This window comes from Halohasta salina, from assembly GCF_024178165.1.
GTDB classification, from domain to species: Archaea; Halobacteriota; Halobacteria; order Halobacteriales; family Haloferacaceae; genus Halohasta; species Halohasta salina.
Genome location: NZ_JAMZIE010000017.1, coordinates 1 through 13,134, shown reverse-complemented (window position 1 = coordinate 13,134; position 13,134 = coordinate 1). Strand labels below are relative to the sequence as shown.

At 50.5% G+C, this 13,134-nt stretch carries 12 protein-coding genes and 1 pseudogene; 7 read left to right on the top strand and 6 right to left on the bottom strand.

Annotation, left to right across the window (positions count from 1 at the left end; translation table 11 throughout):
* Positions 1-71, bottom strand: a pseudogene (locus NKJ34_RS15460) (IS6 family transposase); the annotation flags it as partial.
* Between the two features lie 67 nt (positions 72-138).
* Between NKJ34_RS15460 and tnpA the strand changes: the two are divergent.
* The 5 genes from tnpA (at position 139) to NKJ34_RS15435 (ending at position 5,630) form a co-directional block, all read left to right on the top strand.
* Complete coding sequence (tnpA, locus tag NKJ34_RS15455) at positions 139-519, top strand: IS200/IS605 family transposase (protein ID WP_253739196.1); 381 nt, start codon at positions 139-141, stop codon at positions 517-519.
* Complete coding sequence (locus tag NKJ34_RS15450; RefSeq protein WP_253739195.1) at positions 516-1,790, top strand: RNA-guided endonuclease InsQ/TnpB family protein; 1,275 nt, start codon at positions 516-518, stop codon at positions 1,788-1,790. The genes tnpA and NKJ34_RS15450 overlap by 4 nt, the downstream gene beginning before the upstream one ends.
* A gap of 156 nt (positions 1,791-1,946) precedes the next feature.
* Positions 1,947-3,068, top strand: coding sequence for a DUF4350 domain-containing protein (locus tag NKJ34_RS15445; protein WP_253739194.1), 1,122 nt, complete (start codon positions 1,947-1,949; stop codon positions 3,066-3,068).
* Positions 3,061-4,053, top strand: coding sequence for an AAA family ATPase (locus NKJ34_RS15440; protein ID WP_253739193.1), 993 nt, complete (start codon positions 3,061-3,063; stop codon positions 4,051-4,053). The genes NKJ34_RS15445 and NKJ34_RS15440 overlap by 8 nt, the downstream gene beginning before the upstream one ends.
* Positions 4,054-4,403: 350 nt before the next feature.
* Positions 4,404-5,630 carry a glycosyltransferase family 2 protein gene (locus NKJ34_RS15435; RefSeq protein ID WP_253739192.1) on the top strand — a complete coding sequence of 409 codons (1,227 nt, stop codon included), beginning with the start codon at positions 4,404-4,406 and terminating at the stop codon, positions 5,628-5,630.
* A 7-nt stretch (positions 5,631-5,637) separates the two neighbouring features.
* On the opposite strand, the gene NKJ34_RS15430 is transcribed toward NKJ34_RS15435, so the two are convergent.
* The 4 genes from NKJ34_RS15430 to NKJ34_RS15415 all read right to left on the bottom strand — a co-directional run bounded on the left by NKJ34_RS15430 (position 5,638) and on the right by NKJ34_RS15415 (position 9,707).
* Positions 5,638-6,555, bottom strand: coding sequence for an NAD-dependent epimerase/dehydratase family protein (locus NKJ34_RS15430; protein ID WP_253739191.1), 918 nt, complete (start codon positions 6,553-6,555; stop codon positions 5,638-5,640).
* Between the two features lie 121 nt (positions 6,556-6,676).
* Positions 6,677-7,612, bottom strand: coding sequence for a DUF7982 domain-containing protein (locus NKJ34_RS15425; RefSeq protein ID WP_253739190.1), 936 nt, complete (start codon positions 7,610-7,612; stop codon positions 6,677-6,679).
* The gene (locus NKJ34_RS15420) at positions 7,612-8,043 is read right to left on the bottom strand and encodes a hypothetical protein (protein ID WP_253739189.1); all 432 of its coding nucleotides are present in this window, start codon (positions 8,041-8,043) and stop codon (positions 7,612-7,614) included. Before NKJ34_RS15420 ends, NKJ34_RS15425 begins: the two co-directional genes overlap by 1 nt.
* A 227-nt stretch (positions 8,044-8,270) precedes the next feature.
* Positions 8,271-9,707 (bottom strand): DUF58 domain-containing protein, encoded by a 1,437-nt coding sequence (locus tag NKJ34_RS15415; protein ID WP_253739188.1) that lies wholly within the window; start codon positions 9,705-9,707, stop codon positions 8,271-8,273.
* A 156-nt stretch (positions 9,708-9,863) separates the two neighbouring features.
* On the opposite strand from NKJ34_RS15415, the gene NKJ34_RS15410 reads away from it, so the two are divergent.
* Positions 9,864-11,936 (top strand): hypothetical protein, encoded by a 2,073-nt coding sequence (locus NKJ34_RS15410; protein ID WP_253739187.1) that lies wholly within the window; start codon positions 9,864-9,866, stop codon positions 11,934-11,936.
* A gap of 152 nt (positions 11,937-12,088) precedes the next feature.
* Positions 12,089-12,904: an IS5 family transposase gene (locus NKJ34_RS15405; protein ID WP_253739197.1), complete on the top strand. Its 816-nt coding sequence runs from the start codon at positions 12,089-12,091 to the stop codon at positions 12,902-12,904.
* A 114-nt stretch (positions 12,905-13,018) separates the two neighbouring features.
* On the opposite strand, the gene NKJ34_RS15400 is transcribed toward NKJ34_RS15405, so the two are convergent.
* Positions 13,019-13,134, bottom strand: a 116-nt coding sequence (locus NKJ34_RS15400) for an integrase core domain-containing protein (RefSeq protein WP_253739028.1), incomplete at its 5' end; no start/stop codon positions are given.

Below are 13,134 nucleotides of genomic sequence, written 5' to 3'. Positions count from 1 at the left end.
GTCCGCTCTCGCTCCCAACATTCAAGATTTGCCGTGTCTAACGACTCACTGAGCAGTTCTGGGGATAGCATCAACAACTCAAACCACGAACTGCTCACTTCTCAAACTGGCTTAACTAGACAGTGCCAGTATACATAGATGGTAAAGAGTACCCGTCACGCGAAATACGAACTCTACTACCACATAGTATTCGTGCCGAAGTATCGGCGTTCGCACCTGACGGGGAAGACGAAGGAACGTCTCGAAGCCATCTTCGCGGAAATCTGTGAGGACAAAGACCTCGAACTGGCCGAGTGCGAGGTTATGCCCGACCACGAACACCTGTTCATCGGGAGTCCACCGAAGAACGCCCCGTCACTCATCGTCAACTGGGTCAAAGGCATCTCCGCCCGCAAGTACAACCAACGCTACGACGACCGCGTGAAGTGGACTCGTTCGTACTACGTCGGAACAGCGGGAAGCGCCTCGAAGGGCGCTGTCGAACAGTACATCGCTGAACAGGAAGGTGGCGCCAAATGAAGCGCGTCAACACCTTCGAGGTGGTTCCACAGACCGAGAACGACAAAGAGTGCCTTCTACGGCTACTCGACGCCTCCGCCTCCCTGTGGAACGAACTGACCTACGAACGTCGTCAGAACTACTTCGGTGACGGCGACGTGTGGGACACGTCCGAGTACCGAGGGCGCTACAACGGCGTCGTCGGAAGCGCGACTGTTCAACAGGTCACGCGAAAGAACAGCGAAGCGTGGCGGTCATTCTTCGCCCTCAAGGAGAAAGGCGAGTACGCCAACCCACCGTCGTACTGGGGCAACGAGGAGGACGGACGAGAACTACGTACCTACATCCGATGCAACCAGTACACGATTCAGTGGGGCAAGCGTAGCCGTCTCGAAATCCCTGTCGGGCAAGAACTGAAAGACGAATACGGACTCGGCTACCACGAACGACTCCGCCTCGGAGTCCGAGGCAACCCAAAGTGGGACGGCAAACAGGGTCGTCTGGAACTCGAATACGACGAGGTTAGCGACACGTTCAGGGCTTTCCAACCAGTCACAGTACCTGATTCTCGACTGGATTCACCACTGGCTTCAGAAGAAGCCGCCCTCGACGTTGGTGCAAACAATCTCGTCGCCTGTTCCATGACCACTGGGAACCAGTACCTCTACGACGGTCGGGAGTTGTTCGAACGGTTCCGCGGGACAACAGACGAAATCGCCCGTCTACAGTCGAAACTCCGAGAGGGACGCTACTCCTCGAATAGGATTCGACGGCTGTACCGACAGCGGACGAAGCGCCGTGACCACGCACAGAACGCGCTGGTACGCGACCTCATTGAACGGCTGTACGACGAGGGCGTGGCGACGGTGTACGTGGGCGACTTGACCAACGTACTGGAAACACACTGGTCGGTCAGGGTGAACGAGAAGACGCACAACTTCTGGGCGTTCAAGAAGTTCATCCATCGTCTCGCGTGTGTCTGTGAGGAGTACGGCATCTCTCTCGAAGCCGAGTCGGAAGCATGGACGAGTCAGACGTGTCCCGAGTGTGGCGACCACGGAGAGACGGTTCGCCACGAGGATACGCTGACGTGTCCGTGTGGATTCGAGGGACACGCCGACCTCACGGCGTCAGAGACGTTCCTTCGGGAAAACAGTGACACGGAAGTCAGGCCGATGGCATGGCCCGTGCAATTCGAGTGGGACGACCACGAGTGGTCGGGGAAACCATACCCTCACGAAAGTCCCAAAGAAGCGCGCACAAACCCGCAAGTTGCCTCCGTGGGTCGGTAGCCGAACCCCCAACGGAGGAATCCTCGCGCTTTAGCGCGGGGAGGATGTCAAGCCCGCCGTGAACAGCGGGATTCTCTCCTTGCAGAAAGATAGGTGATTTTTTGATCGATACTGCTGAGTCGGTAGATTCATTGGCTTCGTATGATTCCCACCTCTATGGCTGACGACTCTCTTTTGACAGTCTTTTCTCCGAGGGTATTGTTAGCCGGATTTATTATTGCCATTGCTCTCGCTATCGGTGCAGCCGCCGTCACGACATCAGCGACACTCACAGCCTACAACCCATCGTGGGATGGGACAAGCGAGATGCGAAGTACAATCGCCACTGACAGTAGTACCCAACCGGTTGTTGTCGATACCGCAGCTTACGACCGGGCAGAGGCCAACGACACACTCGCGTTTATTCTTGCCCCGAGAGAGACATACAACACCTCAGAGGTGAACCAATTACAGGCTTTTCTTGACCGGGGGGGCACGATTCTTGTTGCCGAAGATCAACGTACGGAGACTAATCAGTTACTGGCTGATCTAGGCGTCAAAGCACGTATTGACGGCGAACCCCTCCGTGACCCGCGCCAGTATTACCGAAACCCAGCGGCGCCCGTTATTACTGATGTCTCAAAAAACTCAACATTGGGTGAGCTCGATCAGTTCACGTTGAATCGTGGCACTGTTCTTCGGTCGACAGATGGAACGGCGATAGCGAACACATCCGACTTCGCATATATAGATCAAAACGACAACGAGCAATTAGATAGAAACGAGCCATTGCGATCATACCCGGTGCTCGCCAGCGAGCAAGTAAGCAACGGACGCGTACTTGTGCTCAGTGATCCCAGCGTATTCATCAATCAGATGGTTGCACGCGGCGGCAACCACGCCTTCCTCAACCAACTGATTGCATCCAACGATTACATCATGCTTGACTACTCACATTCACCTGGCACAACACCTGCGATTGAACTTTGGTTATGGACCAACCGCACTGCGTGGGCACAAGCCGCGATTGGTGCTCTCGCAGGGCTAGCCGTCGTTCTCTGGACACATGAGCCAGCACGGCGCGAAATATATACACGCATGAACCAAGCTCGAAACCGAATTAACCGACACCCCGACACCGACCCCATCCACCTCAACGCGAACGAACGGGCTACGTTCTTACAAAACAAGCATCCTGAATGGGATTCCGATCGCATCCAGCGAATCGTAGAAAGCATGGACAAAGCAAATACCCAATCTTCACCCACCGATCAATCTCCACCTGACACAAATGAGTGACTCATCACCCGACACATCGCCAGAAGAACTGTACGACACACTATATGACGAAATCACCCGCGTCATTGTTGGCAACGAAGCCGTCGTTGAACGCATTCTCTATGCATTGCTCACCAATGGCCACATCCTGCTTGAGGGGGTGCCAGGCATCGCCAAAACGCTTACTGCCGAATCCTTTGCTCGTGCCAGCGGGCTCAGATTTAATCGCATCCAAATGACCCCGGACGTCCTTCCAGCCGACGTCACTGGGACAACAATCTACCGTGAAGCAACCGGTGAATTTGAAGTCCAACGTGGTCCGATCTTTGGCAATATCGTCGTCGCCGATGAAATCAACCGTGCAACACCCAAAACCCAAAGCGCACTTCTCGAAGCGATGGGCGAACAGCAAGTCACAATCGAAAACAACACCTACGCACTTCCCGACTTATTCCTCGTTATCGCCACCCAAAACCCAATAGAAATGGAAGGCGTCTACGAACTTCCGGAGGCCCAACGCGATCGATTTCAATTCAAACTTCAACTCTCATATCCGGACACAAGTGACGAAAGGACCATCCTTGACCGATTCGACGCAGAGCCCGATCTCACTCCCGCTTCAATCGAGCAAGTCGTAACCACGGACGAAATCAAATCAGCACGTCACGCCGTCGAAGACACCTTCGTCGCAGATCCCGTCAAAAACTACCTCCTAGATATCATTACCGCGACTCGCGATAACAACGAAACTGAAATCGGTGCCTCTCCGCGCGCAACACTTGACTTACTGAATGCAATAAAAGCGCACGCAGCTTTCAATGGTCGTTCGTATGTCATACCCGACGATGTGAAACACCTCGCCGGTGATGTCCTTGCTCATCGTCTCGTTTTGAATACTGATGCCGAACTCAGTGAGCGTACACCTACCGACATCATTGAAACAGTTCTTGATACTGTCGAAACCCCTAGTGGGAATATTGCACAGACACCACCCCAAGACGAGTGAATTGCTACGAGGCATTTGGAGTCAAAAAATTAACTGGGATTAGGTGCTAAGTTCCCTTCCTCAAGAAGCAACGCAGGGAGTGAAGCGACTGAGTACCGCAGTAGGGAGGGGATACAGCACCGCACAGTTCTCAAACACGTTCGACACTACACACTCGGATTCGATTCATTCAATATCACTACTTCTGGGAGTCATCCAGCCCGACGACGGTACAGGTCGACTCTCACAAAATTGTCTGAAGTCAATATTTTTATTATTACGGAATTGATTTACTCGGATAACATGGCTGTATCAAAATTTGACCAATTCCCAATATCCCCTGTTGTTCCCAAAGTGAGTACTTGGCTCCTATGACGATTACTGCTCAATCAGAGTTACTCAACAACAGCGAGACACCTGCTGGCACCTCTAGTGGGGATGAACTCCTCGTTGGCCGCCTTAGCGAACAAACTCCTACTCTGTCGATTGTTTTACCGACGCTCAACGAAGAAGAAGGAATTGCTGAATGTATCGGCCGCATCAAAACAGCCCTCGAAGAACTCCAACTCACCGCCGAGATCATCGTCAGTGACTCTTCAACTGACCGAACTCCAGCAATCGCTCGCAAATTAGGCGCGATCGTCGTCGAACCAGACGCCCCCGGTTACGGCTATGCCTACCGCTATGCATTCGAACGTACTCGGGGTGAGTACATCATAATGGGTGATGCCGACACGACATATGACTTCGAGCAGATCCCGCGTCTCCTCACCAAGCTCGATGAAAACAATGCTGACATGATCCTTGGGAGCCGTCTTAATGGCGAAATTAAACCCGGATCGATGCCACCTCTCCACCAATATATCGGTAACCCCCTTCTAACTGCCTTCCTCAATGCCTTCTACGACGCCGGTGTTTCAGACGCCCATTCTGGCTTCCGAATCTTCACCCGCGACGCTTACGAAACACTCTCACTTCACACAACCGGAATGGAATTCGCCTCGGAGATGATCATGGATGCTGGTGCCAAGGATCTTGATATCATCGAAACCCCAATCACCTACCACGAACGTAAGGGGGAGGAGACGCTTGATAGCTTCTCTGATGGCTGGCGACACGTTCGGTTCATGCTACTCAATGCACCGGGTTATCTCTTTTCGGGCCCGGGGACATTCCTAACGATATTCGGAGGCGCAATCATGTTAACAGTTCTTAGCGGGATTGAAATCGTTGATGTGAGTCTTGGAACCCACTCGATGATCGCCGGGAGCCTCTTTACGCTCCTCGGCTATCATGTATTTACCTTCGGCCTCTTTACACGCGTCAATAGTAACCCAATCCGAACTCCCAACGACCCAATCACTGCTACCTTCACAAACTGGCTTACACTCGAACGCGGTGCCGTTCTCGGAGCTGCCATTTTTGCGATCGGTAGCCTTCATGCGGGTTCTCTCGTTCTCTCATGGCTTTCTAATGGATTGCAAGCGCTCCCATTCACGGTATCTTCGATCCTCTCATTTACAGTAATCATCCTCGGAGCCCAGACCATCTTTACAGCCTTCTTCCTCAGTACGCTCACTGACCAACGGCCACATTGACAACCTATTAGTCGACGAGGTAGGGTTCACAGACGAGCTCAATCCCTTCTTCGAAGCTGATCTGGGGCTCCCAGCCGGTCTCCTCGTTGAATTTCGAAATATCTGCGCAGGTATCGTGGACGTAGCCGTCGAAGGGACACTCGATATACTCGGGATTGATATCAGTCCCGAGCACGTCGTTGATCATTTCGACCATCGTGTTGAAGCTATAGGCCTCTTCGGTACCGACGTTGTAGACTCCCGTTAGTTCGTGGTCGGCGGCAAGCTCACAGGCGCGAGCGACATCACGCACGTGGGTGAAATCACGAGTCTGGGTTCCATCTCCGAACAATTCTGGAGCCTTCCCGTCGGCGATCGCATCGGCGAACTGCGCGACTGTATTGGCGTACTTGCCTTTGTGTTCCTCGTTTCCGCCGAACCCTTGATAGACTGAAAAGAAGCGCAGCCCCGCCATCGCCATGTCGTGATGGTTGGCGTAATACTCGGCATAGCGTTCGCGAGCCAGTTTTGAGGCCTCGTATGCCGTCTGGGACTCGACAGCCATACTCTCCGGGGAGGGTTCGGTTCGACTGCCGTAGATCGAGGACGTCGACGCGTAGACGACGGTATCACAGCCATGATTATGGGCGCGCTCGACGGTGTTGACAAACCCCTCGACGTTGACGCGGCAGCCCTGTTGTGGGTCTTCCTCGTGCATATTCCGTGAGGAAAGCGCAGCGAGGTGGAACACTACGTCAACATCTGTCGGAAAATCGTCGTCGAGAACGGACGCTTCGACGAATTCGACATTGCCATTGAGATTCTCAGGTGTTCCAAGGTAAGTGTCGTCGACAGCGACGACATCGTTGTCTTCAGCGAGGTGGTTGGCAAGATTCGAGCCGATGAATCCTGCACCACCAGTCACCAACACACGTTGATCGTTCATATTCTGAATATTATATTTTGATAGATTAATCCACCGGAACGACACGACGACACCGGTGTATCTCTTTCCCGCTTGTTCTCCCAGTCACTTCGTGTGGAAAGTGCTCGGCACCTGCAAATCTTCAATTCCAGTTCTCCTCTGCCGAGGTCCCCCACTGACACTCAATTATGAAATCTCGATTCTCTGCATTTCGGACACTGATACGGGTTGGTTCATCGAACGAAGTCGCCGCGCCAACTGCGATAAATGAGGGTATTGGATGATCGATTTTGTCTTGCTGCCTGTATGTGCTCCCGGTCACAGCGAGTACGCACCGCTTTTCGTCTTCTATTGTAGCGGTGACTTGATTAGCCAATTCAAACTGTTCAACTACCCCATCGGCTAATTGTTCAAATACTCGTATCGGCTCACCGGTGGATTGGTCATCAAAATCGACAGCAGCAGATTTGAATTCTTCAAATAAGCCCGCACCGCTAGGACGAACAGCAATCCCCCACTGACTCGGATCTTCCGAGAGTACGAACATATCAGTGAGTGTATTCGCATCGGGAATTGTATACTCACGCTGCTGTGGAAGGAACAAGCGGGTACTCACCTCGTCTGCACCAATCGCCGGGACATATACCGGTTTTCCTTGTAGATCGAGCTCCGATCGTATCGTGTCATATGTAGATTGTAGTGTCGCAGTAAGTGTTTCTCCAACTGTCGCTACGACAAATTTCTCAGGCGTCAGGTAGTACGTGAGAACGCCAGCGATGGTAGCAGTGCCACCCAATGCGAGCAAGATTTCACGTGCGCTTGGAAAGAGTACTGCACCACTAATGGCGACCAACCCAATAACTACGAAGCCGATCGCTGTTCGTCGGTACTGTGTCTGCTGAGCGCGCACATACTCTTGGCGTAGTCGCTCGTTTTCAGCTTGTACTAACTCAAGTTGGCCTTGTAGTTCAGCAATTGTTTCGTTATTACCAGTTGCTCTTGATTCTTCATTCGCACCTGTTGATGTTGCTGTACTGTCTTCCGAATCCATCTCATTGATGTCTTGATCTACATCCATTATTCAATTTCTCCTTCTGCAGAAGATGGTTGCTCTATAGCATTTTCATTTGATTCAGCTGTCAGTGCATCGTCTGTGTTTGTATACCCAAATTCGAGATACAGGACTACAACACCAACACTGAACAAGACCCCAAGGATGGCACTGAGTTGTCTCACTGGTATTGATATCCAAACCCCAGCCGCAGTGACCCCGGAGAACATCAAGATACCTATTTGAGTCTGAATCGCTGTCCTCCGAGATGGTGCAAGTAGGCCAAGTTCAATGATGAGCGGAGCAATGAGAAGTAGTTCCATTGCCACTACTGCCCACGCAACTTCAGGGAATATTTCAAGTCCAATAACTGCGAGGTGGCCGGTGATGCTCACCACGATCGCTGGCCCAGCAAGCCATGTGATGATAAGCCCACCGGCAACTATGAAATCAATCACGCGGCCAGCCGTTCCAAATAGTGCAACAACAAGAATCGCCCAAGTCAATTCGTACCACTGCCAGGTTGTAGCTTGAGTAATCGTACTAGTCGGTCCAGATCGAGTACGTGTCTGAATAGCTTGTAATGGCTGAGTGTGAGTGTTTGAGTCCATTTTGAAATTATCATTTAAGCTATTTAATTGATGAGAAAGGCGGTGAATTCATATCCGATTTGATATTGGATAGATCACTGAATTTCATTTCCATCTTGCTCAACTATAGACTGCAGTTTGCTTCCTGGAGTGACTTCAAATGCGGTGACATTCTCAAGTGTATCAAGTTGAGATCTATACCGTTCGAAAGCGGAGTATCGAGCATAAACATTATCAATTGCTGCAATGTCATCGGACTCAAACAGCACGGTTGGTGTGATGAATACCATAACTTCCTGACTTAGCTGTCCAGCTAGCTTTGCTGTCTCATATAATTCAGATCGTCGTTGGTCATCACAAAGAATAGCGACACGGACATTTCCTCTCTGTCTTTTGAGATAGGTTTGTGTTGTTTGCATCAATGGGCTACCCTCAACTTGATGGGTAGTTGTTGTCGACCCACGCAAGAACGGTGAGAGCTTAGTACCAAACGCTGACTGGTCGGTACGTAATCGGGTTACCGCTCTGTTCGTGTCTACGGTAGATTGTGCTGTTTGGGTTGTTTCGGCACCCATTTCTGACCCACTCACGGGGACCGTATTATAGAGCTGTCTTCGGAGCTGAATATATTGACTTCGACCGGCACTAAGTTGTTGTGAGGCCTCCATTTGGGTTGTGTCCACATCATAGAGTCCTACTGGGTCTGAATGGGTTTCTGCTTCGCTTACAAGGGAGATAGCAATATCTCTGCGATACTCTACTGGATTTTCGTACAGCGTATTTTGAGACGACTGACGCCGATCAAGTAGCACAGCAAGCGGTCGAACGGTTTCGGTTTCAAACTCACGAATATACACTTCATTGAGTCGTGCTGTTGCTTTCCAGTTGATACGGGAGGCTGGATCTCCTGGCATATACGTTCGAATCCCTGCTGGGACCGTCCCTTCTCCCGCATTCTCGACTCCGTGGTCGCCGAGGCCCGTTGCAAACTGATTGCCACCCTTCCCAATGTGCATACTATCAGTGTCTTCTGGTTCTACAGTGACTGATACTGTATTTGAAGCTCCGACAGTGGCCTCAAAAAACCCATACGTACTGGTAATTGTAATGGAGGCAGGCCCAATAGTGTAGTTTCCTGCGAAAGGAAAATGATAGTCTAACTTGAGACTGTCCATGCTGGCATCTGTGGCAAGCGTTTTTGACGAACTGGACTGGCTATACACGGCTACATCCGGATAATTGGATGATAGTGTTAGTTGAAGGCCAACATCATCTATATTTTGAATTTCTATGGTGATACCGACTTGCTGGTTTGTCTGAATCGTGTCTTGTGAGAGTGCATACGAAACCGAGACTGCATCAATAATAGCGACTACTTGACTTCGAAATAGAAATTCAAGCATCAATAGCCATCCTAAGAGTATTCCTACCGGTAAAAGAAATAGAGATACGTTTAGAACATAGCCCATCAGTCCAAAAAATACAGCGAGGCCGAGCGTCCCCCAGTACCGCTTTGTTCGGTCCATGGTCATATCTTCGAAATAAAATTGATTCTCATATTATACTCTTGAATATAAGATGATCTCTGGTACAAAGAGGTTTTGTATATCGGCTTCGTTGAGTCGTATACTTAGATGTCAATCTCTCGTATTACTACTGTTCTTCTATTTATATTTCTTATAACCAACGTGCTCTTATCGCCAGTTGCGACTGCAGAATCTGGAGGCTCTTTCTCCGGAAGTGACTCTCTATCACTAGGCACGCCGGCTGGTGAGGCCGTGATGCAAACCTCTGACATAGAGCCATCTAATACATCAAATACTAGTTCCCGGCATATCGGCCCAGAGCTAACACAAAATGAACCATCTGCTGAGATAGTGATCTCTGAGGCTGAGGCCCGCGTTGGGAGTCGGTTACTTAATAGTACAGATGCACTCCAAGCAGGACAATTCGATACTGCCGAAACAACGATCAGCGGGAACACAACTGATCTGCTCCGACAGTATGAACGACTAGCTGCTCAGACTGAATCTACAGCTGACGATGAGATTGCACAAGAATTCAATTTAACCGTACAGCAGCAGCGCGAACTTATTGGTACGGCTCGAAATTCAAGTTCTATCTACAACGAATATCAGCTTGCCCGGGCAAATGGAAATCAAACCCGAGCGAGACAACTGGCTCGTACGTTGCTGAAGCAAACACAGGATGGGAACCAAACTGCAGAGAGGTTGACCAACCAGTATGAAAAATTAGCGAATGAAACCGATCTCAATGCAACTCAAACGCTTACAGAAATTAATGACGCACAAGCAAGATTAGCAGAAATTCAAGACACTGTTCGGTCTGAAACTCTCACACCCACTTCTCTACGTGTATCTACCCCAGCGGCTGCTTCACCGACGCAACCGATGGATATCAGTGGAACATTGTCATCGAATAACTCTCAACTAACAAATAAAACTATCAAAATATCTCTTGGCGATCGCACAGTTCAAACGAAAACAAACGAAGCCGGTGAATTCAACGCGAGCCTCCGTCCATTGATGATTGCATCTGGTCAGCAAACTGTATCTGTTCAATTTATTCCAGAGACAACTTCAATATATGACGGACAACGTGTCGAGAAGAGTATTCAAATCGACTCCATCTCTCCTACTGCTGATATTCAGTATTCCCCGTCTCACGTCCAATTCAATGAAACAGTGGTAATCAACGGAGAGGTCGATGCTGGTCAAGTGCCATTATCAGATGTACCAGTGACAACAACAATTGCTGGTCGACCGTTCAAATCAGTACGCACAGATCATCAAGGCAATTTCCGCATAAGTGAATCTTTGCCTGCGACAATCCCAAATGGTAGTCAGCAAATTGATGTAGTTATTTCGAAGCAAAATGTGGCCGTACAACCGACAATAAAAACTGGTGAGATATATGTTAACTTAACTGAGACAGAATTGTCGTTCACATCGATTCAGACTGATGGTTCAAATATTACATTCGTTGGACAACTAACGACAACAGAGGGAACCGAGCTTTCTGATCGTAGAATCTCAATTTCACAGGGGAACAGTAGTTCGGTGGTTTCGTACACAAATCAGTCCGGATATTTTGATGGCTCGACATCTATGGAAGCAACTAGCGACATCTCGCAGCTGCTTTTCTCCCCCGATAAGCATACTCTAACCGCACGTTACGATTCGACTGGAGAGAATCTTGAGCCGAGCACTCAAACGACAATGGTCAGCTACAGTTCCCCAATCTCAATGCCACTACAGCAGATTGGCTTCGTGGGCCTCACTGTCGCAGCCATCATATACGCAGTATCGGTGTGGCGTCGACGTGAGAGCAAATCCAACGGATCTGAAGACGAATTATCCGGGGTGATCGACTCCGAAGCGGCTCTGCCTACAGAGACAGTAGAAGAAGCATCACCAGACAAGCTCCTCAGTCATGCAAAAAAATATCATGATGCTGGTAACGTCGAAGCGGCCGCCGGATTGGGTTATGTTGCGTTGCGAAAAAAGCATATGAAAAGTCATGATGTTGCTCGATCTCTAACTCACTGGGAACTATGCCGGACACTAAGATCCGAACTAGACTCGTCAAGTCATGAGTTGCTGTACGAGGTGACAGAGATTTATGAGCGAGTATTATTTTCAGATAAGAAGTTTGTTTCAAATAGTGAATTAGATATCATATTTGAGAAACTAACTGATGTGATTACGAATGAAAATGAGTCCAACCTAGAACTAGAGTAACGCTGTTTGCCACCCTCGTCATCTGTTCCACACATCCATGAGACGAGTCTCCTCACAAGATGCCTTGTTTTGGCGCTGACTGACGGCAGTTTCAGACGCTCTCAAAGAGAGATTCCGTCAGACTAACCGGGAATTGGACGCCGTCTGGCGATATTGCATCGCTCAGACGGCTCGCACGGATGTGTCGAGATCTTGCCAAGCAGCATGTTGACGAACCGGACGTACCCGCCGCGCCAGATGGCGCGGACGGGTACGCAGAGTGGACACAGATCGCGTTGATTCTGTTCCGCGTCGAACTCGAAAAGAGTCTTCGTGAAACCGAAGACTACCTCAACGAGATGCCCGGTATCCTCGCTATATTTGATCTTGACGAGGCACCGCACTACAGTTCATTCTGCCGGTGGGAAGACGAGTATCGAATGCGTGAACTCCGCCGCCTGCTCCGCACTTCGGCGGAGCAGGCGGGCTGGAGTGGTGAAGCCGCAATTGACGCGAGTGGCTTCCAGCGTGATCAAACCAGCTTTCACTACCGCGACCGAGCGAACTACTCGTTACAGAAGCTGAAGACAACGATCTTGATCGACGTACATTCGCTAGCGATCAAGGACGTCCATTTCACGACGAAGAAGGCGTGGGACGGGCACATCGGGATGCAGGTCTTCCGCCGGAACGCGGAAGACCTGCGGGTGTTGTCGGCTGATGCGAACTATTCATGGAGCGACTTCCGTGAGGAGTGTCGCTCCAACTCGACGCGACCGTTGATCAAGCACAGAGAGCAGACACCGCTACAGAAGGCTCACAATGCCCGGATAAACGAGGACTACAAACAACGGTGGATGAGTGAGACAGGCTTCTCGCAGTTGAAGGAAGACGACGGCGAGAAGCTCCGCTCCCGGAGCTGGCACGGCCAGTTCCGGGAGCTCACACGGAAGTGTATCGTGCATAACCTGACGCAGGCGGCGAGTTAAGGGCTCGCCGCCTGCTCCCTTTCTCCGAATGTATCCGGGAGAGGCATCGCCGTCGTCACCTGAACAAGAGTGAAAGATACCATAGTTTTGATTGTTTAGGATCACCGGCACTGTCTAGTTAGCGACCTCCTCAGTTGGCGTTCGATCATCTAGCGATTGATGCGGTCGCTGGCGGTTATAATAATGTACAAACTGCGAACACCAGCGACGAACGCTCGACCGACTGCCCA

What these genes read in the sequence shown, in the direction of transcription:
- NKJ34_RS15450 (WP_253739195.1), top strand. Translation starts at nt 516, where the DNA reads ATGAAGCGCGTCAACACCTTCGAGGTGGTTCCACAGACCGAGAACGAC.
- NKJ34_RS15445 (WP_253739194.1), top strand. Translation starts at nt 1,947, where the DNA reads ATGGCTGACGACTCTCTTTTGACAGTCTTTTCTCCGAGGGTATTGTTA.
- NKJ34_RS15440 (WP_253739193.1), top strand. Translation starts at nt 3,061, where the DNA reads ATGAGTGACTCATCACCCGACACATCGCCAGAAGAACTGTACGACACA.
- NKJ34_RS15430 (WP_253739191.1), bottom strand. Translation starts at nt 6,555, where the DNA reads ATGAACGATCAACGTGTGTTGGTGACTGGTGGTGCAGGATTCATCGGC.
- NKJ34_RS15435 (WP_253739192.1), top strand. Translation starts at nt 4,404, where the DNA reads ATGACGATTACTGCTCAATCAGAGTTACTCAACAACAGCGAGACACCT.
- tnpA (WP_253739196.1), top strand. Translation starts at nt 139, where the DNA reads ATGGTAAAGAGTACCCGTCACGCGAAATACGAACTCTACTACCACATA.
- NKJ34_RS15415 (WP_253739188.1), bottom strand. Translation starts at nt 9,707, where the DNA reads ATGACCATGGACCGAACAAAGCGGTACTGGGGGACGCTCGGCCTCGCT.
- NKJ34_RS15425 (WP_253739190.1), bottom strand. Translation starts at nt 7,612, where the DNA reads ATGGATGTAGATCAAGACATCAATGAGATGGATTCGGAAGACAGTACA.